Annotated in this window: 23 protein-coding genes; 10 read left to right on the top strand and 13 right to left on the bottom strand. The window is 65.3% G+C overall.

Annotated elements, in window-relative coordinates; translation table 11 throughout:
• Nucleotides 1–65 precede the first annotated feature (65 nt).
• Genes hmuQ through N2603_RS09515 form a run of 5 tightly spaced genes read left to right on the top strand, consistent with a single transcriptional unit; the run spans nt 66 to nt 3,009 of the window.
• Nucleotides 66–401 (top strand): heme-degrading protein HmuQ, encoded by a 336-nt coding sequence (gene hmuQ, locus N2603_RS09495; RefSeq protein ID WP_260388516.1) that lies wholly within the window; start codon nt 66–68, stop codon nt 399–401.
• A gap of 31 nt (nt 402–432) precedes the next feature.
• Nucleotides 433–936, top strand: a complete 504-nt coding sequence (gene hutX / locus N2603_RS09500) for a heme utilization cystosolic carrier protein HutX (RefSeq protein ID WP_260388517.1) — start codon at nt 433–435, stop codon at nt 934–936.
• A gap of 25 nt (nt 937–961) precedes the next feature.
• Nucleotides 962–1,738 carry a tonB-system energizer ExbB gene (gene exbB, locus N2603_RS09505; RefSeq protein WP_260388518.1) on the top strand — a complete coding sequence of 259 codons (777 nt, stop codon included), beginning with the start codon at nt 962–964 and terminating at the stop codon, nt 1,736–1,738.
• A 3-nt stretch (nt 1,739–1,741) separates the two neighbouring features.
• A complete protein-coding gene (gene exbD, locus N2603_RS09510; protein WP_018641515.1) occupies nt 1,742–2,182 on the top strand; it encodes a TonB system transport protein ExbD in 441 nt (146 codons plus the stop codon).
• Nucleotides 2,182–3,009: a TonB family protein gene (locus N2603_RS09515; protein ID WP_260388519.1), complete on the top strand. Its 828-nt coding sequence runs from the start codon at nt 2,182–2,184 to the stop codon at nt 3,007–3,009. The genes exbD and N2603_RS09515 overlap by 1 nt, the downstream gene beginning before the upstream one ends.
• Nucleotides 3,010–3,054: 45 nt before the next feature.
• Here N2603_RS09515 and N2603_RS09520 read toward each other — a convergent pair whose 3' ends face one another.
• From N2603_RS09520 to N2603_RS09545, 6 genes are all read right to left on the bottom strand, one after another.
• Nucleotides 3,055–4,410, bottom strand: coding sequence for an esterase-like activity of phytase family protein (locus tag N2603_RS09520; RefSeq protein WP_260388520.1), 1,356 nt, complete (start codon nt 4,408–4,410; stop codon nt 3,055–3,057).
• A 130-nt stretch (nt 4,411–4,540) separates the two neighbouring features.
• The gene (locus N2603_RS09525; RefSeq protein WP_260388521.1) at nt 4,541–4,720 is read right to left on the bottom strand and encodes a hypothetical protein; all 180 of its coding nucleotides are present in this window, start codon (nt 4,718–4,720) and stop codon (nt 4,541–4,543) included.
• 78 nt (nt 4,721–4,798) lie between these two features.
• Nucleotides 4,799–5,695, bottom strand: coding sequence for a carbohydrate ABC transporter permease (locus N2603_RS09530; RefSeq protein ID WP_260388522.1), 897 nt, complete (start codon nt 5,693–5,695; stop codon nt 4,799–4,801).
• A complete protein-coding gene (locus tag N2603_RS09535; RefSeq protein WP_260388523.1) occupies nt 5,688–6,644 on the bottom strand; it encodes a carbohydrate ABC transporter permease in 957 nt (318 codons plus the stop codon). The genes N2603_RS09530 and N2603_RS09535 overlap by 8 nt, the downstream gene beginning before the upstream one ends.
• Before the next feature lie 124 nt (nt 6,645–6,768).
• A complete protein-coding gene (locus tag N2603_RS09540; RefSeq protein ID WP_260388524.1) occupies nt 6,769–8,109 on the bottom strand; it encodes an ABC transporter substrate-binding protein in 1,341 nt (446 codons plus the stop codon).
• A gap of 84 nt (nt 8,110–8,193) precedes the next feature.
• Nucleotides 8,194–9,237, bottom strand: a complete 1,044-nt coding sequence (locus tag N2603_RS09545) for a C-terminal binding protein (protein WP_260388525.1) — start codon at nt 9,235–9,237, stop codon at nt 8,194–8,196.
• 252 nt (nt 9,238–9,489) lie between these two features.
• Between N2603_RS09545 and N2603_RS09550 the strand changes: the two genes are divergently transcribed.
• The gene (locus N2603_RS09550) at nt 9,490–11,175 is read left to right on the top strand and encodes a methyl-accepting chemotaxis protein (RefSeq protein WP_018641505.1); all 1,686 of its coding nucleotides are present in this window, start codon (nt 9,490–9,492) and stop codon (nt 11,173–11,175) included.
• Nucleotides 11,176–11,296: 121 nt separating this feature from the next.
• Here the strand turns inward: N2603_RS09550 and N2603_RS09555 are convergent, their stop codons facing one another.
• The 3 genes from N2603_RS09555 to N2603_RS09565 form a co-directional block, all read right to left on the bottom strand.
• Nucleotides 11,297–12,271: a Bug family tripartite tricarboxylate transporter substrate binding protein gene (locus N2603_RS09555; protein WP_260388526.1), complete on the bottom strand. Its 975-nt coding sequence runs from the start codon at nt 12,269–12,271 to the stop codon at nt 11,297–11,299.
• Between the two features lie 224 nt (nt 12,272–12,495).
• The gene (locus tag N2603_RS09560) at nt 12,496–13,431 is read right to left on the bottom strand and encodes a DMT family transporter (RefSeq protein ID WP_260388527.1); all 936 of its coding nucleotides are present in this window, start codon (nt 13,429–13,431) and stop codon (nt 12,496–12,498) included.
• Nucleotides 13,432–13,682: 251 nt separating this feature from the next.
• A complete protein-coding gene (locus N2603_RS09565) occupies nt 13,683–14,615 on the bottom strand; it encodes a DMT family transporter (RefSeq protein ID WP_260388528.1) in 933 nt (310 codons plus the stop codon).
• 425 nt (nt 14,616–15,040) lie between these two features.
• Here N2603_RS09565 and N2603_RS09570 point away from each other — a divergent pair, with 425 nt between their 5' ends.
• The gene (locus N2603_RS09570) at nt 15,041–16,333 is read left to right on the top strand and encodes an adenylosuccinate synthase (RefSeq protein WP_260388529.1); all 1,293 of its coding nucleotides are present in this window, start codon (nt 15,041–15,043) and stop codon (nt 16,331–16,333) included.
• Nucleotides 16,334–16,370: 37 nt separating this feature from the next.
• Complete coding sequence (locus N2603_RS09575; protein WP_260388530.1) at nt 16,371–17,990, top strand: hypothetical protein; 1,620 nt, start codon at nt 16,371–16,373, stop codon at nt 17,988–17,990.
• 198 nt (nt 17,991–18,188) lie between these two features.
• On the opposite strand, the gene N2603_RS09580 is transcribed toward N2603_RS09575, so the two are convergent.
• The 3 genes from N2603_RS09580 to N2603_RS09590 all read right to left on the bottom strand — a co-directional run bounded on the left by N2603_RS09580 (nt 18,189) and on the right by N2603_RS09590 (nt 19,228).
• Complete coding sequence (locus tag N2603_RS09580; RefSeq protein ID WP_026311766.1) at nt 18,189–18,461, bottom strand: hypothetical protein; 273 nt, start codon at nt 18,459–18,461, stop codon at nt 18,189–18,191.
• Nucleotides 18,462–18,717: 256 nt separating this feature from the next.
• The gene (locus N2603_RS09585; RefSeq protein WP_026311765.1) at nt 18,718–18,948 is read right to left on the bottom strand and encodes a hypothetical protein; all 231 of its coding nucleotides are present in this window, start codon (nt 18,946–18,948) and stop codon (nt 18,718–18,720) included.
• 37 nt (nt 18,949–18,985) lie between these two features.
• Complete coding sequence (locus N2603_RS09590; RefSeq protein WP_260388531.1) at nt 18,986–19,228, bottom strand: cysteine rich repeat-containing protein; 243 nt, start codon at nt 19,226–19,228, stop codon at nt 18,986–18,988.
• Nucleotides 19,229–19,372: 144 nt separating this feature from the next.
• Between N2603_RS09590 and N2603_RS09595 the strand changes: the two genes are divergently transcribed.
• Both N2603_RS09595 and N2603_RS09600 read left to right on the top strand, forming a co-directional pair.
• On the top strand, nt 19,373–19,798 hold the full coding sequence (locus N2603_RS09595) for a DUF5413 family protein (protein WP_018641498.1): 426 nt from the start codon (nt 19,373–19,375) through the stop codon (nt 19,796–19,798).
• Between the two features lie 61 nt (nt 19,799–19,859).
• On the top strand, nt 19,860–20,402 hold the full coding sequence (locus N2603_RS09600) for a DUF4112 domain-containing protein (protein ID WP_260388532.1): 543 nt from the start codon (nt 19,860–19,862) through the stop codon (nt 20,400–20,402).
• A gap of 219 nt (nt 20,403–20,621) precedes the next feature.
• Here N2603_RS09600 and N2603_RS09605 read toward each other — a convergent pair whose 3' ends face one another.
• The gene (locus N2603_RS09605; RefSeq protein ID WP_014492502.1) at nt 20,622–20,915 is read right to left on the bottom strand and encodes a hypothetical protein; all 294 of its coding nucleotides are present in this window, start codon (nt 20,913–20,915) and stop codon (nt 20,622–20,624) included.
• Between the last annotated feature and the right edge of the window lie 22 nt (nt 20,916–20,937).

Here is a 20,937-nt window from a genome sequence, read left to right on the forward strand (position 1 = left end):
CAGCGCGGCCTCAGTGCGTTTTCGTCTTGATAACCCGTTCGTCTTGATAACAAGGAGAGACCTTTATGTTCATCGCCATGAATCGTTTCCAGGTGAAGCTCGGCTCGGAGGCCGCGTTCGAGACCGTCTGGCGCACCCGCGAATCCTATCTCGGCAGCATGGCCGGCTTCGTCGAATTTCATCTGCTGAAGGGTCCGGTCGCCGAGGACCACACGCTGTATTCCTCGCACACGGTGTGGGTCGACAAGGCGGCCTTCGAGGCCTGGACGCGTTCGGAGGAATTCCGCCGCGCGCATGCGCGCGCCGACAACAAGACCGGAGAAAGCCTCTATCTCGGCCACCCCAGGTTCGAAGGGTTCGAGGTCATCATGACCGAGCGCAAGGCGAGCGCAGCCGCTTGAGATCGCGGCCGATCACGGAAGGAAGCCGGACATGCTGAGCACCGATCTCGCCGATCTCAAGGCATACATGGCCGACAATCCCGGCGCGGTGATTGAGGACGTTGCGCGCGAGCGCAAGGTCGCACCGCGTGCGGTGATCGAGGCGCTGCCGCCGTCCATGGTGCGCATCGGCAGCGGCGAGCATTTCGCCGCCGCCATGCAGGACATCGTGGAATGGGGCGAGGTGACGCTGATCGTCCACACGGATGACGCGATCTTCGAGTTCACGGGCGCAATTCCCGCGGGCGAGATCGGCCGCGGCTATTTCAACCTGATGCAGCCCAAGGGATTGCACGGTCATCTCCGCCACGAGCGTTGCGCGGCCGTCGCTCTCGTCGAGCGGCCCTTCATGGGCAAGACGTCCGCCTTCATCGCCTTCGTCAATGCCGACGGCGGCATCATGTTCAAGGTGTTCGTCGGCCGCGACGAGACCCGCGCGCTGCGCAGCGACCAACTGGAGCGGTTCCGTCAGCTCGCAGATCGGATCGCGGCGTAGCTTCTGTTTTTGTCGGGAGATCAGGATGCAAAGCAGGTCCAGACTTCGGCACGTGATCCTAACAACCGCGATGACGCTCGCGCCGGCGCCGGCCTTCGCCATCGACGAGGCGTTGCTGCCGCGCAATCTGTCGCCCTGGGGCATGTTTCTCGGTGCCGACATCGTCGTGAAGACGGTGATGGTCGGGCTCGCCGTCGCCTCGCTGGTGACGTGGACAGTGTGGCTCGCCAAGACCATCGAGCTGCGCCGCAAGAGCACGCTCGCCGTAGCGCGCACGCGCGCGCTCGAAGGCAGGATGAAGCTCGCTGAGGCAGCGGAGCGGACCGGAGATGCGCACGATGCCGTCGCCCAGCTCATCCAGTCATGCGCGAAGGAAGCGGAGCTCTCCGGCGGCATCATCGACGACGGCCTTCAGGAACGCGTGGCGCTGCGGCTGGAGCGCGTCGAGGCGGCGATGTCGCGGCAGATCGCGCGCGGCACCGGCGTGCTCGCGACCATTGGCGCCACCGCGCCCTTCGTCGGCCTGTTCGGCACGGTCTGGGGCATCATGAACGCCTTCATCGGCATCTCCGAGAGCCACACCACGAGCCTTGCCGTGGTCGCGCCCGGCATCGCGGAAGCGCTTCTCGCCACCGCACTCGGCCTCGTCGCCGCGATCCCGGCGGTGGTGATCTACAACCATCTTGTCCGCGGCATCGCCAATTACCGCGCGCTGCTGGGCGACGCCTCGGCGCAACTCATGCTGCTGGTCAGCCGCCAGCGCGACCACAGGGAGTTCCGCCTGGCGCGGGCGGCGGAGTAGGCCATGGCTGCGAAGCTCGGCGCACGTTCGCCACTCAAGCGCGGCGACCCCGGTGATCTCGACGTCACCCATGAGATCAACGTCACGCCGTTCATCGACGTGATGCTCGTGCTGCTCATCATCTTCATGGTGGCAGCTCCACTCGCCACCGTCGACATCGGCGTCGAGCTGCCCGCGACCGCGGCCGAGCCGCAGCCGCGGCCGGACAAGCCGACCTTCGTGACGGTGAAGCCGGATCTCACCGTTGCCGTCGGCGAGGACAGAATGACCCGCGATGGTCTCGTCAACGCACTCGACGCCGCAACCAGGGGCCGCAAGGACGAGCGCATTTATCTCCGCGCCGACAAGGCCGTGAGCTATGGCGACCTGATGGAGGTGATGAACACCTTGCGCAATGCCGGCTATCTCAAGGTCGCTCTGGTCGGCCTCGACGGACGCAGCTGATGGCCGCGAACGCCTTTGCCTTGCACGAACCGCCCGGCGAACGCGAAACCGCGCGCTGGGGCGTATCGGCGATGGTGATCGTGGCGTTGCATCTTGCCGTCGCACTGCTTGCGATGAATTGGCTGAAGCAGGTGCCGGACCAGGGCGTCAACATGCCGGCGATCCTCGTCGACATGACGCCGGAGACGTCGGCGCCGCAATCGACGCCGCTGGATATCGCGCCGGGACCGGTGATGGAGCAGGCGGATGCGTCGCCGCCCGAGCTGGTGCAGCAGCAGGCGGTCGAACAGATGCTTGCACCGACACCGCCGCAGGAAAAGCCGGATGTGGTTGCGCCGCCGGAGCAGAAGCTCGAGCCAAGTCCGCCCAAGCCTGAGCCTGCGAAAATTGAGCCCGTGGAGAAGCCGGCGCCGGTAAAGCCCAGGGTGGTGCGCCCCGACGCCCGGAAGCCGTCGGAGGCGCCGCCCGCTCCCCGTACCAGCGCGCCGCCGCGTGCGGAACGCCAGGCCCCGCTGGCCTCCGCCGTGAGTGCGGGCGCGGTCGCTTCCGCGATGGCGACCTATTACCAGCGCGTCCGTGCGCACCTGATGCGCTTCCACCAGTATCCGGCAAGTGCCAATGGTCAGAAAGGTGTCGTCGGGCTGAGCTTCACGCTCGGCCGCGGCGGCCAGGTGCTGTCCAGCCGCGTCAGCGGATCGTCGGGCGTTGCGGCGCTCGACGCCCAGGCCGCGGCAATGATGCGTCAGGCGCAACCATTTCCAGCAATGCCGCCCGAGATCACCTATGCGACGGTCCCGATCAACATCCCGGTGATCTTCGGGAGGTGACCGGGCTCCTCTCCCGCGCGAGGCGGGAGAGGAGAGAGCGTCGCCTTACTTCGCCTTCAGGAAGTCCGCGACTTCGAGCAGCATGAACTCGTCGTCATCGGCCTTGTTGGGATCGCGGCTGGAGGAGAACGGCAGATTGTTGTCGTTGCCGACGATGATGTGGGTGTCGTCGACGCGATCGACGTTCTCGATGGTGAAGAACGGGAAGGTGTAGACGCCGTCATTCAGCGGCTTCCTTGCCTTCTTGTCGGGATCCTTTATCTTCATCAGGTCGATATAGCCGATCTTGCGCACGGGCTTGCCGACATTGGCGTCGGAGAGCTCGATCTTGTAGACGCGCTTGAACTTGGCGATGTCGGGGAAGCAGTTCTCGCCGCGCTGGCCTTGCGGGCAGGCCTTGTCGGCGGTGCCTTCGCCGTTGTCGCGCTCGATGATGAGGCCGGAGGCCTGATCGATCATGTTGAAGTCGCCGATGGCGTTGCCGTTCTGCTCGAACACATACTGCCAGTAGCGGCCGGTGAACTTCTCGGCGGCGACGTCGAATTCCAGAATGCGCGAGGCTTCCTTGCCGTCGACCTTCTCCCAGTCCTTCTTATCGGCATCCCACAGCGGCCCCTCGAGCAGGCCGTAGATGAACTTGCCGTCCTTCGACGCGGCGAAGCCCTCATAGCCCTTGGAGCGGCGGAGGTTGACGTTGGTGTAGGTCGCGCCGGGCGCGCCCGGCGTCGCGACGGCCCAGTTGTCCGGCGAGCGCACCGGCTTGCCGTCGGCAACCGTCTCGAACACGCCGAGGATTTTTCCGGTCTTGTCCGCCTTCAGGATGTAGGGGCCGAACTCGTCGCCGATCCAGAAGGTGTCGCCGATGATCTGGAAGCCCTCGGTGTCGAAGTCAGAGCCGGTGAGGTAGCGCTTCTGGGTGTCCTCATGCACGATGCGGAACGGGACCTTCTTGTCGGGGTCGTGCAGGAAGATGGTCTCCTGGCGCTCGATCTTGCCGTTGGCCCAGTCCATCTTGTAGCGGTTCAGGTACAGCATCGAATCCGGCGAGTTGGCGCGTGCGCCCATGCCGTTGTCGGTGATCACCCAGTAGCTGCCGTCGGGCATATGCTTGATGCCGGAATGGCCCTGCAGCGGCTGGCCCTTGAACGGCAGCGACACGCCGGTCGGACGCTCATAGGACTTGCCCATGACGGTGCCGAGCGCGTCGACGCGTTTTCCCGTGGTGTACTTGCCGGAGGTCTTGAGATCGGCGGGCGCATCGGCCGGCGCGTCGATGAAGGTGGCGGCCGGCATCACCACGTGGCCGGCGAGCTTGGCCGGAAATTCGCCCTCGTTCTGGGCGAGCGCGGTGCTCGCGGTGAGAATGATCGTTGCGACGGTGCTGAGAAAAGTCGCGCGCATGTGCGTCTCCTTTTGGCGGACGACGCCTTATGCGGATCGCGTGTTGCAGTTTTGTGAAGCCGGGCGAAAGGCCGCAGGCGCAACGCTCCGGCGTGATGCTCCGCAGCCTTGTCGCACCTGGCGCTGGGCGTTAGCCGCCGTAGCACGGCTTGCCGGACATCTGCATGGCGCGGCTGCATCGGGGAAGGTTTTTCGTCTGCGGCTGCTTGGTGTTCTTCTTGGTTGCAGTCGAGCTTCCGGTTTGAGCCTGCACGCTGGATGCAGGGGCGAGCAGCAGAACAGCGGCCACGATCAGCGCCAATGTCTTCATGTCAAATGCTCCAGAAAATGAAAAAGCAATGTTCTGGAGCCTATGCACGCGATCGTCACCTGTAAAGCTGCCTGCAGATTACTCCTTTACCGCACCTGTCAGGGACGACACATAGTAGTCCACGAACAGCGAGTAGAAGATCGCGACCGGCAGCGAGCCGAGCAGCGAGCCCGCCATCAGCGCACCCCATTGGTAGACGTCGCCGGTGACGAGCTCGGTCAGGATCGCGACCGGCACGGTCTTGTTGGCGCCGCTCTGGATGAAGGCGAGCGCGTAGATGAACTCGTTCCAGGACAGCGTGAAGGAGAAGATGCCGGCCGAGATCAGGCCGGGCACCGCCAGCGGCAGCGTGATCCGGCGCAGGATCTGGAGGCGCGTGGCGCCATCGACCAGCGCGCATTCCTCGAGCTCGTAGGGGATCGACTTGAAATAGCCGATCAGGAGCCAGGTGCAGAACGGCACCAGAAAGGTCGGATAGACCAGGATCAGGGCAAGCGGCGAGTCGAACAGGCCGAACTGCACCACGACGGTGGCGAGCGGAATGAACAGGATCGAGGGCGGCACGAGATAGGCCAGATAAATGCCGAGGCCGACATAGGGACTGCCGCGGAAACGCAGGCGTTCGATCGCATAGGCCGCCAGCGTGCTTGCGATCAACGACAGCGTGGTCGAGCCGATCGCGACCAGCATCGTCGTCTTCAGCCAGTGCGGATAGGCGGTGTTGAACAGCAGATGCTTGATATGGGCGAGCGTCGGCGAGGAGATCCAGAACGGGTTGTTATCCCGGTAGTTCATCAGCTCCGCGTTCGGCTTGAACGAGGTGATCGCCATCCAGTAGAACGGGAACAGCAGGATCAGCACGAAGCAGCCGAGCGGCAGATAGATCATCATCAGCCGCCGCAGCCCGGAATCCCAGGCCATGGTGTCGGGTGCGGCTTTGGCGACGGTGGCGCCTTGCGCGACGGTGTCAGTCATTGGCCTCTCCCTGCTGCCATTTGCGGCGCGCCAGGCCGAAATAGGAGAACAGCGTCGCGAACACCAGGAACGGGATCATCGACACCGCGATCGCGGCGCCTTCGCCGAGCTCGCCGCCGGCGATGCCGCGCTGGAACGCCAGCGTCGCCAAGAGGTGGGTCGAGTTCACCGGACCGCCACGGGTGATGGCATAGACGAGCTGGAAGTCGGTGAAGGTGAAGATGATCGAGAACGTCATGACGATGGCGAGGATCGGCATCATCATCGGAAAGGTGATGTAGCGGAAACGCTGCCAGGCGCTGGCGCCGTCGAGCATCGCGGCCTCGTAGAGCGAGGGCGAGATGGTCTGCAGGCCCGCCAGCAGCGAGATCGCGACGAAGGGAATGCCGCGCCAGATATTGGCGGCGATCAGCGAGAAGCGCGCCGGCCAGGGCGAGCCGAGGAAGTCGATATTGCTCGACTTCCAGTGCAGCACGTCGACCAGGAGGTACGAGATGATCGAGAACTGCGGATCGTAGATCCACCAGAACGCCAGCGCCGAGAGCACCGTCGGCACGATCCAGGGCAACAGCACGATGGCGCGCAGCACGCTCTTGAACGGGAAATGGTTGTTGAGCAGCAGCGCGAGCCAGAAGCCGAGCGCGAACTTCCCGAAGGTCGCGATCCCCGTGTAGAACACGCTGTAGAACACCGCGTTCCACCACAAGGGATCGGTCAGCAGATACTGGAAATTCTCGAGGCCGACGAAGATGCCGCGCCGCCCGATCGTGGTGTCGGTGAAGGCGAGCCAGACGCCGAGGCCGAGCGGGTAGGTGAGGAAGACGGCGAGCAGCCCGAGCGCCGGTGCAAGGCACATCACGATCAGGAAGGGCTTGTAGTCGAACAGCCGCACGATCCAGTTCGGCTGCCGCTGCGCCAGCGCGGGGGAAGAGAGGGTCGTCACGGACATTAGGGCGTTGTCCTGTTCTAAGCTTTCACCACGTCGTCATTGCGAGGAGCGAAGCGACGAAGCAATCCAGGCTGTTACTGCGGGGACGGACTGGATTGCTTCGCTTCGCTCGCAATGACGGTCTCTATCTCTGCCGCCGGAAGTACCGCTTGCAGCGCTGCTCGGCTTCCGAAGCCGCGGCTTCCGGCGTGGCAGCGCCGGTGGCGACGGACGCGCACATCTGAATCAGCACATAATCGGCGCTGACCGCGCCGGTCGCGGTCGAGATCGGGCCCTTGTAGCCGTCATAGTAGGTGCTGTTCATCGTGTCCTTGAACAGCCTCACCTTGGGATCCTGCGACCACACGGCGGCCTCGGCATAGGCGGCCAGCGGCTGCGACCAGTAGCCCGAGTTGGCATTGAGCCACGGCTCGTACTGGTCCTTCTCCAGCATGTATTGCAGGAAGGCCTTTGCGGCGTTGGGGTACGGGCTGTGCTTGAACACCATGGCGTTCAGCGTCAGGCCCGCCATCGGCGAGACCTTGGCGAGACCCTTGGGCAGCAGCTGATGCTCGCTATCCTCGGCAATCGCCTTCGTCGCCGGGTCGTTCTTCAGTGAGAAATACAGCGAGACGCCGTTGGCGGTCAGGAAGATCTCTTGCGAGGAATAGGCGCGGTTGTTGCTGACGTCGTTCCATGACGGCGTGCCGGCGATGAAGGTCGGGTATACCTCCTTGACCCAGTTCAGGGCGGCGATCGTCTCCTTGCTGTTGATGATGACGTTGCCTTCCTCGTCGAGCAGCGAGGCGTTGTGCGACCACAGCGCCCAGTTGGCGAAGCCGTTGCCGTCGCCCTTGGCGTTGCCGAGTGCGAAACCGGCCGGCTTGCCGGCCTTGTGCAGCTTGCGGCACAGGTCGAGAATTCCGGCATGATCTTCCGGCACCTTGTCGAAGCCGACCGATTGCAGGGCCGATTTGCGGTAGATCAGGGGACCCGCAGTGGCGCCGAACGGCAGTCCGATCCAGGCCTCGCTCTTGTTCTTCTTGCCGTAGCGTTGCGCCAGTGGCAGCCAGCCGCCATAGCGCTTGCCGAGATAGTCGGCGACGTCGGTGAGCTCGATCAGCTTGTCGATGTAGATGTGAGGCGCGTCGGAGAAGCCGATGATGATGTCGGGGCCGGCGCCGGAATTCGAGGTCACCGCGGTCTGCTGGTTGATGTCTTCCCAGCCGACGAAGTCGACCTTGACCTCGACCCCGGTGTCCTTGGTGAACTTGGCCGCATTGGCGCGGAACACGTCCTCGTCGGCCTGGACGAAGCGTACCGGGCGCAGCATGCGCAGCGATGCGCCCTTCTCGATGTCGAACTTGGGGGCCGTGACATCGGCCGCTTTGATATTGGATGTTTGCGCTGCAGCACCGGTGGCCGCGAGCGTTGCAGCGGACAGGCCCAGCGCCAAGGCATCACGACGTGTGATGTCGCTCCTCATCAGTACCTCCCTATGTGTTCCCTTCCCGGCGTTGATCGCCGGTGAAGGGCCGTTTCGGTCTTCGGCGCTTGTTGCGCCGGCCGCCTAGCTGTTCGGTCCGCGGTCCATGCTGACGGGCTGCCAGCGGCGGAGCGCGGTGTTCTGCAGCACCGACGGATTGACGCAGCTTACCGGCCACATGCCCTGAAGCACCAGTGACAATTCGTAGCCCACGCGGCGCTTGCGCGCCTCGTCGAACCGTGCCGAGGCCGAGGCGACATGGGCGGTCAGGGTCACGTTCTCCATGCCGAGCAGCGGATTGTTGTGCGAGGGCGGTTCCTTCTCCAGCACGTCGAGGGCGGCGTGCGCGATCCACCCCTCCTGCAGCGCCTTGATCAGGCTCTCCTCGTCCACCGTGGCGCCGCGCCCGGTGTTGATGAAGATCGAGCCTTTCTTCATCTGCCGAAAGTGCTTCTCGGTCAGCATGTGGTGCACCTCGGGCCGCGCGGGTGCGTGCATCGAGACGAAGTCGGATTGCGACAGCACCTCGCCCAGTGTCGCAGGGATCACGCCGTGGTCGTACATCAGCGTTTCCTGGATGAAGGGATCGTAGGCCATCATGCGCAGGCCGAAGGGCGCCGCGCGTTTCGCAACCGCGCGCGCGACGCGGCCGAACGAGATGAAGCCGAGCGTCTGGCCCATCAGCCTCGGGATCTTGAGCAGCGCCGGCCGGCCCTCGGCCCAGCGGCCGTCGCGCGCCATGCGGTCCTGCTCGACCAGGCGGCGGAAGCCGGCGAGCAGCAGCATCATGGCGTGGTCGGCGACCTCCTCGATGAAAGTATCGGGAATGTTGGTGACGGGAATTCCGCGGGCGGTGGCGGCCTTCACGTCGACGCTGTCCACGCCGACCGAGCCGAGCGTGATGACCTTGCAGCTCTGCAGGCTGTCGATGATGGTCTTGGTGATCGGGATGCCCTTGGCATAGATGGCATCGGCATCCTTGGCGGCGGCGATGAACTCGGCCTCGCTCGCGGGGGCTTCGACGATCTCGGCATCGATCGGATCGAGCGCCTCGCGCTCAAAGGAATAATCGCTGCCCGCGACCGTGAAGCTCGCGCCCTTTGGCGTCACCACCCTGTATTTCGGCATTTCCTGCTCCCGATTTGGTTTCTTGTTGTGACCCGGCCTTCTCCCGGGCCTTTGCGTCTTTTACGCGAAATCGAGGCGGGTGCGTACAATTGCCGGTTGTCCCGAGCGATGAATATTGCCGGTTTTGCCGGCATTGTCGGGGCTTCTACGGAGGCGCGTAAGTAACTTGCTAAGGGGTCTCACACTAAAGGTTGACTCAATTTCGATCGATTCACTCGCGTGCCCGTATCCCTTTTTTGCCGGAGCTATCCCGTGAAGTTGAGCAATCTGAAGATCGCCCCCAAGCTTGGCATCCTTGTCGGCGTCACCTTGTTCGGCCTGTGCATCTCCGGAGTTCTCGCCGGCTACCTGATGAAGCGCGAGATGGTGAATGCGCGCATCGACCAGACCAAGGCGATCGTCGAGCTGGCCCGCAACTACGCCGCGACGCTGATGAAGCGGGTCAATGCCGGCGAGATGACCAAGGACGCCGCGTTTGCGGAACTGCGCCGCTACGGCAACGCGATGACTTACGACAAGGGCTCCGGCTATCTGTTCGGCACCAGCTATGACGGCATCACGCAGCTTGCGCCCGATCCGAAGGTGATCGGCCAGAACCGCATGGATGTGGAGACGAACGGCCGCAAGCTGTCCCGCGAGATCATGGACGGCGTCAAGGCCAACGGTGAACTCCTGCTCTTCTACGAATACATGAAGCCCGGCCAGGAGAAGCCGATCCGCAAGCTCGGCTACGCGGTCGCCGTCCCCGGCTTCGAGATGTATCTCGGCACCGGCGCCTATCTCGAGGACATCGACGAGAAGATGGGTCCGGTCTACTGGCTGCTCGGCCTCGCCATGCTCGGCATCGTCATCGTCGCCGGCAGCGTCGCCTGGATGATCGGCCGCAGCATCAGCCGTCCGCTGGCGCTGCTCGGCACGCGCATGAAGGATCTCGCCGACGGCAAGCTCGAGGGTGAGATTCCCGGCGTTGGTCGCGGCGACGAGGTCGGCGCGATGGCCGCGACCGTCCAGATCTTCAAGGACAACGCGGTCCGCATCCGCGACCTCGAGAAGACCGAGGCGGATGCCAAGGAACGCGCCGCGGCGGAACGTCGCAGCGCGATGGAAGAGATCGCCAGCGACTTCGAGCGCAGCGTCAACGGCATCGTCCGCTCGGTCTCCTCGGCCGCAGCCGGCATGCAGAGCACGGCGCAGTCGATGACCGCGACCGCCAGCGACGCCTCCTCGCGTGCTGCAACGGTTGGTGCCGCTTCGTCGAAGGCCTCCGGCAACGTCGGCACGGTTGCTGCGGCGGCCGAAGAGCTGTCGAGCTCGGTTGCGGAAATCTCCCGCCAGGTGACGCGCTCGACCGAAGTCGCGAGCCGCGCCGTCAGCGACGCCGAGCGTACCAACGCCACGGTGCAGGAACTCTCCACCGGCGCCGAGAAGATCGGCGAGGTGGTCAAGCTCATTCACTCGATCGCGGCGCAGACCAATCTGCTCGCGCTCAACGCCACCATCGAGGCGGCGCGTGCCGGCGAGTCCGGCCGTGGCTTCGCGGTCGTCGCCTCCGAGGTCAAGGCGCTCGCCAACCAGACCGCCAAGGCCACCGAGGAAATCTCGGCCCAGGTCGCGGCGATGCAGACCTCGACCAGCGATGCGGTCGCGGCGATCGGCGGCATCACCCAGACCATCGCCGAGATGAGCGAGATCACGGCGGGCATTTCCGCCTCGATCGAGCAGCAGGGCGAGGCGACCCGCGAGATCGCCCGCAACATCCAGTCGGTCGCCGCCGGCTCGAGCGAGATCAACGCCAATATCGGCAGCGTCACCTCTGCCGCGGAAGCGACCGGAGCGGCGGCCGGCGACGTGCTGACCAACGCCCGCGAGCTGGACAGCCAATCCGGCGCGCTGCGCAACGCGGTGGATGGCTTCCTCGCCAAGGTGCGGGCGGCGTAATTTCCCCCCTGATCTCGTAGGGTGGGCAAAGACGCGAAGCGTCGTGCCCACCTTCTCTTTTTGAGTTCGCGGTGACGTCTCGGTGGGCACGCTTGCGCTTTGCCCACCCTACGAGACCGTCCTACTGCTTCTCGATCTTCGCGTTGGTGATCAGCTTCTCCCACAGCACCAGCTGCTCGTTCACGAACGTGCCGAGCTGCTCCGGCGTGCCTGAGAAGGCGTCCATGCCGAGCGTGGCGAGCTGGGCCTTGATCTCCGGCTTCTCGACGATCTTGCGGATCTCGGCGTTGAGCCGCGTCACGATCTCCTTCGGCATGCCGGCGGGCCCGAAATAGCCCTGCCACGACGAGATGTCGAAATCAGGCACGCCGGCCTCCTGCATCGAGGGCAGGTTCGGCACCAGCGGCGAGCGGTCCTTGGTGGTGACGGCGAGCGCGCGTAGTGCGTTGCCCTGGACGTGGGGCAGGCCGGTCAGGATGTCCACGAACATCATGGAGACGCGGCCGCCCATGACGTCGTTGAGCGCCGGCGGCGAGCTCTTGTAGGGCACATGCAAGAGGTCGAGCCCGGCATTGTGCGCGAAGGTCGCGCCCGACACGATCGCCGAGGACGAGCCCGAGGCGTAGCTCAGCTTGCCCGGATTGGCCTTGCCGTAAGCGACGAGCTCACCGACGGTTTTGGCCGGGACGTCGGGATGAATGACCAGCATGAAGGGCAGATCGCCGGTGCGCGCGATCGGGGTGAAATCCTTGACCGGATCGTAGGTCAGGCTCTTGAGCAGATAGGGATTGGCCGAATGCGTGGTGTTGGTGGTCACCAGCAGCGTGTAGCCGTCGGGAGCGGCACGCGCGACAAAGGTCGCGGCGATCATGCCGTTGGCGCCGGCCTTGTTCTCGATCACGATGCCGACGCCGAGCGCCTGCGACAGATGCTGCGAGATCAGCCGCGTCGTGGTGTCGGTGCCGCTGCCGGCCGCGAACGGCAGCACCAGCGTGATGTTGCGGCTGGGGTAATTGTCGGCCTGGGCGGCTGACGCGGCGAGACAAAGCGCGGCCGTGCCGACGATGCGCAGGTTTCGGATCAACGCTGAAAGCATGTCTGGTCGTTCCCTCTTTTTCGTTGGCGGGGAACCTAGCTTGTCCTCGTAAAAATCGGAAGACGTGAGTCAACTTGGTCTCGTGCCCCGGGCGCAGCGCAGCACGTAGTGATGCGCTGCTGAACCGGGGCCCATCTCTGCGGCAATCTGGGTCCCGGCTCTGCGTCGCACCGCTTCGCGCTGCGCCGCGTCCGGGACACGAGACTTGCGTCCGCGCTGCGGAATTACTTCGCCGCCGAACCCTGGCGCGAGGCGATCACGACGCCGGCGAGCACCAGCGCGTAGCCGATCAGGTGAAACGGCTGCAGCTTTTCGCCGAGCAGGACGATCGCCATCGCCGAGCCGAACACCGGCACCAGATGGAAGAACGGTGCGGCCCGGTTCGGGCCGATCAGCGCGACGCCGCGGTTGAAGAAGAGATAGGCCAGCGTCGACGGGAAGATCAGGATGTAGCCCAGCGTTGCCAGCGTCAGCGCATCGAAATGCAGGACGCGGCCACTCATTGCTTCCCAGATCGCGGTGGGCAGCAGCATCACGGCGCCGCAGCAGGTGGTGAAGGACAGAAAGGACAGCTGGTGGATCTTGGGCCGGCGCGGGATGAAGGCGGAGTAGAGGCCGAACGCGATCAGCGAGTAGGCGAACATGAGATCGCCCCGGTTGAAGCTGATGCCGGCGAGCGCGGCGAGATCGCCGCGCAGGATGATGATCAGCACGCCGAGCAGCGAGATCGCGATGCCGGCGAGCTGCCCGCCGGTCAGCCGCACGCCGAACAGCACCAGCGACCACAGCGCCACGAACAGGGGACCTGCCGACTGGATCAGCAGCGCATTCAGCGCCTCGGTGTATTGCATCGCCCAGTACGAGATCGCGTTGTTGAAGGCGAAGCCCACCAGCGACAGGAACAGCATCAGCGGCAGGCTCCTGCGCAGTGCGGGCCAGTCGCGCTTCAGATGCGGCCAGGCGAACGGCAACAGGATCAGGAACACGCCGAACCAGCGGATCGTGGTCATCGTCAGCGGCGGCACATGCGCGCCGACATGGCGCGCGAGCACGATGTTGCCGGCCCAGAACAGCGAGCTCAGGCTGAGCAGCAGATAAGGCTGGTTGTTGAGCCAGCTGGCCGGATTGGCGGCCGGTGGCGCGGGCGAAGCAATCGTCATGGGTGTCGGATACAACTTGCGCCCGATCGCCGCCGTGGCACAAGTCACAGGGCCGCAATGCTACAATGCGCGCATCACCTGAGGAGGTGTCATTGGCGGCTAATATGTTGAACATCGAAGGCTTGGCTCTCCGCGTCTGACAGATTCGTAGGGTGGGCAAAGGCGCGCTCTTCGCGCGCCGTGCCCACCATCCTCTCCGTTGCAGCTGGCATGGTGGGCACGCTTCGCTTTGCCCACCCTACGAGAGCGAATTAACCCGCCTGCTTCCTCGACGCCGCGAACACGCCTGACAGCACCAGCGCGAAGCCGATGAAGTGGAAGGCCTGCGGGTGCTCGCCGAGAAACACCATCGCCATGATCGAGCCGAACACCGGCACGACGTGGAAGAACGGCGCGGCGCGGTTGGCGCCGATCAGGCGTACGCCGCGATTGAAGCAGAGATAGGCGAGGGTCGAGGGGAACACCGCGACGTAGAGCAGGGTGAGCAGGTTCTGCGCATCGGGCTTCATCACCGGACGCGCGGAGAGCTCCCAGATCTCCAGCGGGATGAGGCAAGCGGCGCCGGCACCGAAGGTGAAGGCGAGGAACGACAGGCCGTGCATCGCCGGCCGCTTCAGGCTCAGCACCGAATAGAGCGCGAAGATCAGAAGCGCGAGCAGGAAGATCAGGTCGCCCTTGTTGAACTCGATGTTCGACAGCGTGGTGAAGTCGCCATGCAGGAGGATGGTCAGCACGCCGCACATCGACAGCAGCACGCCGAAGGCCTGCGCCGCGGTGAGGCGGATGCCGAGGATGACCAGCGACCACAGCGCCACCAGCAGCGGCGCGGCCGACTGGAGCAGCAGCGTGTTGAGCGCCTGCGTGTGCTCGAGCGCCCAGTATTGCAGCGTGTTGAAGGCGCCGATGCCGGTGATCGAGAGCGTGACCATCAGTCCGAGCCGCCCACGGATCGCGGGCCAATCCTGCACCAGGTGTTTCCAGGCGAACGGCAGCACCAGCAGGAAGGCGAGCAGCCAGCGCAGGAACGACAGCGTCACCGGCGGGATATGGCCGGCGGCGAGCCGCCCGACGATGGCGTTGCCGGCCCAGCACAGTGCGGTGATGCTGAGCAGCAGATAAGGCTGGTTGGCGACCCAGTTGTGACCGGATGTGTCGGCGCTCGTGGTCTGGCCGGTGGCGGACATTGTGGTTGTTATGGCCCCGCGTCATGCGCCGAGGCCCCGGCCCGGCGATATCCGGGCCGGCTTCGATCGCCCGGCACGGTCCAAAGACACGGAAATCGCGGTTGCATCAACGGGGGGCGGATGCATCGCGCCCATGCCGCGGCGAAGGTGGCTTCTCAGGCTTTGGTCGAAGCCCTGGCGCCGGCGGCAAAGGTTGCGAGATTTTAAGGGGATATCAAAGGCTTGGACCGGCCTCGGGACCTCGAAAAAGCCCCGTTCTTGCTTGCCTAGAGGGGCCGCTTCCTTTATCCGGTTGGCTGCCTTGCGTGCGAGCGGTCCTGGGCCGCGGATCGGCTGGGCGCCAGGCATGATCCCGGAAGAGTGGACACCGGTTTTCCGCGAGGATCATGCCTCCTGAAGACAGATTGAACAGGGATTACCCGCGAATGGCCAACGTTGTCGTCGTCGGCGCCCAGTGGGGCGACGAAGGAAAGGGCAAGATCGTCGACTGGTTGTCGGAGCAGGCGGACATCGTCGTCCGCTTCCAGGGCGGCCATAACGCCGGCCACACGCTGGTGATCAACGGCAAGACCTACAAGCTTGCGCTGCTGCCCTCCGGCGTGCTGCGCGAGGGCAAGCTGTCGGTGATCGGCAACGGCGTGGTGTTCGATCCCACCGCCTTCCTCGACGAGGTCACCAAGCTGCGCTCGCAGGGCGTCGCGGTCTCCCCGGACAATCTTCGCGTCGCCGAGAACGTCACCCTGATCCTGCCGCTGCACCGCGAGCTCGACGCCCTGCGCGAGTCCTCGAACGCGGCAACCGCGATCGGCACCACCCGCCGCGGCATCGGTCCGGCTTACGAGGACAAGGTCGGCCGCCGCGCCATCCGCCTGATGGATCTCGCCGACCTCAACACCCTGCCGCACAAGATCGACCGGCTGCTGGCGCACCACAATGCGCTGCGCCGCGGTCTCAACCTGCCGGAGTTCGACGGCAAGGAGATCCTGAAGGAATTGAGCGCGCTGGCGCCGCAGCTGCTGCCCTATGTCGAGACGGTGTGGCGCCTGCTCGACATCGAGCGGCGCGCCGGCAAGCGCATGCTGTTCGAGGGCGCGCAGGGCGCGCTGCTCGACGTCGACCACGGCACCTATCCCTATGTCACCTCGTCCAACACGGTGGCGGCGCAGGCCGCGACCGGTGCCGGCCTCGGGCCGGGCGCGGTCGGCTATGTGCTCGGCCTGTGCAAGGCCTACACGACCCGTGTCGGCCAGGGCCCGTTCCCGACCGAGCAGGACAACGAGATCGGCCGCAAGATCGGCGAGCGCGGCCGCGAGTTCGGCACCAATACCGGGCGGCCCCGCCGCTGCGGCTGGTTCGACGCCGTGCTGGTCCGCCAGGCGGTCCGCACCTGCGGCATCAACGGTCTCGCGCTGACCAAGCTCGACATCCTCGACGGCTTCGATTCGATCGAGGTCTGCACCGGCTACAAGCTCGACGGCGTGGAGATCGACCATTTCCCGGCCGGCGAGGGCGCCCAGGCCCGGGTCGAGCCGATCTACGAGACCATCGAGGGCTGGAAGGAGCCGACCGCCAATGCCCGGTCGTGGGCGCAACTGCCGGCCCAGGCCATCAAATATGTCCGCCGGATCGAGGAATTGGTCGGGTGTCCGGTCGCGCTGCTTTCCACCAGCCCCGAACGCGAGGATACTATCCTGGTGCAAAATCCGTTTGAGGCTTAACGATATCTTACCGGGACGCGCGTATAGTTGAGTAGAAATGGCTGATTACTATCCGCTGATCGCCCGCGCTATTGCCGCCCTGGACCCCAACGCTCCCGGCGAAAGCCGTCGCGCGCTCTATGAGCGAGCGCGCACGGCACTGATCGCGCAGCTGCGCAGCGTGCAGCCGCCGCTCTCCGAGTCCGAGATCACCCGCGAACGGCTGTCGCTGGAAGAGGCCGTTCGCAAGGTCGAATCGGAGGCCGCCCAGCGCGCCCGCGACGCCTCGCGCCCCGGTGGTGGTGGTGGCGGCCGCAGCGGCGGCAGTGGCAGCGGCGATGCCTTCCGCCGCGCCAGCACCCGTGCCACCGAGGCGGGCCCGCCCCCGTCCCAGCCGCGCACCCGTCCGGCCCCGACACCGCCGCGGGCCGACCGCCCGTCCTTCAACGTCGATGACCAGGGCGATGCCCAGCGTCCGCCGCGCGCACCGCGTTTCGACGCGCCGCGCCAGCCGGGTCCGCCTGGGCCGCCGCCGACGCCGGAGCCGCCGGCGCCGCCACCGGCAGGCCGTGCGGGTGGGCGCCGTCCGCCTGATATCGGACCGCCGCCGGCGCTGCCGCCGGCCCCGGGTGTGCGCGGCTTCCGCGACATCACGGCTGATGCCAACGATCTCGGCGGCGCGGCCGCGCAGGCCAACCGCGCCGCGCGCCGCACCTACGCCAACGTGCCCTCGCCCTCGCCGGAATTCGACCGGCTCGAGCCGAGCCTGGAGAACCGCGTCGGCGAGCAGGACGCGCCCTATTCCTATGACGAGTCGATCGAGGAGGCCGAGCGCTACACGCCGCAGCCGCCGTCGCCGCGCCCGCACATCCCCGTCCTCGACCGCGACGCCAAGAAGGCCAAGCGCCGCGGCTCCGCGTTCCCGTTCAAGAGCGCGATCGCCGTCGGCATCGTGCTGATCCTGGTCGGCGTCGGAATGGTCGCGCGCGAGTCGCTGCTCAAGACCGCGACCAATCTATTCAAGTCGTCGCCCACGCAGGTGGTGGAGGCGCCGAAGGATACCTCGCAGCCGCAGAGCAAGCCGAAGATCCCCGACCGTGTCGGCCAGCCCTCGGCCAGCGACCAGCCGGTTGCGCCGGTGGCGCAGAAGGTCGTGCTCTATGACGAGGATCCGTCCGACCCGAAGGGCAAGCAATATGTCGGCTCGGTGGTGTGGCGGCTCGAGCCGATCAAGGCGTCGGGCAACCAGAAGGCCGACGTCGCCGTGCGCGCCGAGATCGAGATCCCCGACCGCAAGTTCAAGATGACGATGTCGTTCCGCCGCAATACCGACTCCTCGCTGCCGGCGAGCCACACCGCGGAACTGACCTTCATCCTGCCGCCGGATTTTCCGGGCGGCAGCGTCTCCAACGTGCCGGGCATCCTGATGAAGTCGAACGAGCAGGCCCGCGGCACGCCGCTCGCCGGCCTCGCGGTCAAGGTCACCGACGGCTTCTTCCTGGTCGGCCTCTCCAATGTCGACGCCGACCGCGCCCGCAACGTCCAGCTCCTGAAGGAGCGTTCCTGGTTCGACGTGCCCCTGGTCTACGCCAACCAGCGCCGCGCCATCATCGCCATCGAGAAGGGCGCCCCGGGCGAGCGCGCCTTCAACGACGCCTTCGCGCAGTGGGGCGATTAGGTTAGCTCCGAGAGACCGCGGCCTGCATGGCCGGAGGCGTCGCCACACACTCCGTCATCGCGGGCGAAGCGACTAGTCCGCCGAAGCCTTTGGCGAAGGCGGAAGCAATCCAGAGTCTTTCCACGGTGACAGTCCTGGATTGCTTCGTCGCAAGCGCTCCTCGCAATGACGGCGGAGCGGCAGGCGTCGCCACCCCTCCTACTGCGCCGCCGCTTCCCGCTTCCGTGCCGCCGTAGCGGCCGCGTGCTCGCGGTCCATCACGGCGCGGCAGCCGGGGCTGACTTGGGCCTTTTTCCGCACCATGCAGGCGGTGATCCTGGGGATGTCAGGGATTTCACTGGAGCACAGCCGCATCGCATCGCCCGAGCACATCTGCTGGGCTTCTTGCGAGAAGGCGAGACTGGGCGATGTCTGGAGTGCGAGGGTGGTGGCGAGTGCGACGAGCGAAGCGATGGTCTGATAGCGTGTCATGAAGGATGGGTCCCCGAGTTCCGTAGGGCTTGAGCCGCTTGGTTTTGGGGCGCCGCACGCGGCTTGACCTGCCGCATGTCACAGCCTTCACGCCGGGATCCTGATCCCGCATGTGGTCGCTCGATTACTTGATGTCGAATCGAAAGTGCTGCGCCGCCCGAGCGAAGTATGCGCCATTGTCACGGGCCTGCAATGGTCAGCGCAAAGGAATTCGCAATTGTTGCACGCACGTCACGCAACAAGCGAGGTGGCGCGATCAGATCAGCCGGTCTGATGATGCGCTCGCCTGTTCCGCATCATCAGCACCGAGCGAAGCGGCATGTTCCTCGACCGCCGTGACGCCCTTCGCGGTGAGCTCGAACAGATCGCCGTCCTTCATCACATAGCCGTCGGCGATCAACTCGCCGATCTTGCCCTGCCTGTCGTCGGCGAAGGCGACGGACTGGCTGATGTCCCTGAGGATCGAGAGTTGTTCGTCACGCAGCATGGCTTCACTCTCCGTTCGCAGGGGCGTTTTTCGATCCTCACATGCCGTGGCTGGCGAACACCTTGCTGCATCCTTTCGACAGCTTGGCCCGGTTGGCCTGCAGGCAGCTCTGCACCGCGCCGTCATTGCCGAGTTCCTTGCGGCACAGCCGCGACGCATCGCGCGAGCAGGCATTCTGCTCCTGCGGCGTGCCCATGTGGCCCTGGGCGAAAGCGGGCGCGCCCGGCAGGCCGCTCAGGGCGACCACGGTGATCGTCGCCAGAATGAATTTATGGGACATCGGCGGCTCCAGTCCGACTGGGATGATTCAGATCCCTGTTTGAACTCGTCGCCTTGCTACTTGTTCCCCTTCGAGGCGGCCGGCGCCCCGCTGTTCAAGGTTCCCGCCGCGCTGCTATAACGGGGCGATGTGTGAGGGCATTTGATGAAACGCTATCTGGTGTTTGCGCTGGTTGGACCGTTCGTCGGCGGGTTCCTGCTGCTGCTGACGACGACGTATCAATCCGGCTATTGGACCCAGACCACTCTCGGCGAGGTCGGCAAGCTGTTCGTGGTGTTCTTCAAGACCCTGCAATACAGCTATCTGTTCGGCTTCCTGCCTTCGCTGATGATCGGCGCGGTCGACGACATCCTGATCCACATCCGCCGGATCGGCCCCACCTTGCGGATGCTCCTCGTTGGCCTGTTCGCCTTCGTGCTGGCCTCGCTGACCTACAGCTCGCGCGGGCCGGATTCGGGCGTGGTGCAGTTCATCCTGTACGGCATGGTCGGCTTCGTGCCGTCGGTGATTTCCTCCTGGCTCGTGCATAGATATGTCGAGGAGCCGCAATCCGCGGCGGCACCGACCTGAACGCGCGGCGTTCGGGCGCGGTGCAGCAACCTCCGCCGCGTTGGCGCGTTTCCATCAGGTTATGACCATGTCCGACGACGACATTCTTGCGCCCCGCAAATCCCGTTCCGGGAGCCATTCGCGCACGACCTTTTCAGGCGCCGAGGCGCGCGGACCGATCATCGATCAGGAAGGGCACGAGATCCGCCCGGAGACGCTGGAGCAGGGTTTTCGCGAGTTTCGCTTCGAGTTCGGGCAAGGCAATCCGTTCGGCAATCTGACGCGCGAGCAGCGCATCGCGCGGCTCGAGGCCATCGCAAAACTGCTCGACGTCGCCTTCATCCTGCCCGGCACCAAGATCCGCTACGGTATCGACGGGCTGATCGGATTGATCCCCGTGGTCGGCGACATCATCACGACCGCGATCTCGCTGTGGCTGGTGCGCGAGGCGAGGGCGCTGGGGGCGCCCTGGTACATCACCGCACGCATGCTCGGCAATGTCGCGGTCGACGGCGTGGTCGGCATGGTCCCGTTCGCAGGCGATGCCTTCGACGTCATGTTCCGCGCCAACATGCGCAACGTCCGCCTGCTCCGCCGCTGGCTCGACAAGCAGCCGCGGATGTAAGAGCGCTCGCCACGATTCCATCTGGTCGACAATGCGCCGGATTTCTCTGCGTCGTCATTGCGAGCGTAGCGAAGCAATCCAGATTCCCTTCCGTGGAAAGATTCTGGATTGCTTCGCTGCGCTCGCAATGACGGGGGAGAGAGAGCCCCCAAAACGCAAAAAGCGCGACAGCCGTTCGGCCATCGCGCTTTGCGTGCACATCGGAGTTTTTGCGAAAACTTACGCCGCGTCGGCGTCGGTCTCTGCGGCCGGCGCCGGCCGGGGGCGGCGCGGCAGCGGGAAGGCTTCGCTCTCATAGAGCGAGCGGATGCCGTTCTGGTCGAAGCGCGCTTCCTCGACCTGGAGATAGGCGCCGTTCAGCGAGTCCGTCGGCAACTGCTCCATCGCGAACTGCACAGCCTCGGCCGCGGTGCCGAACCGGCGATAGGTGAAGCCGGCGCGCTTCTTCTTGCGGATCGCAGCGGGGAAGAGTTCGGCGGAAGTGTTGAAGTTGAACGGACGCAGTGGACGCATGGTCAAAGACCTCGTGATCTCT

It is taken from the genome of Bradyrhizobium huanghuaihaiense, from assembly GCF_025200885.1.
GTDB classification, from domain to species: Bacteria; Pseudomonadota; Alphaproteobacteria; order Rhizobiales; family Xanthobacteraceae; genus Bradyrhizobium; species Bradyrhizobium huanghuaihaiense.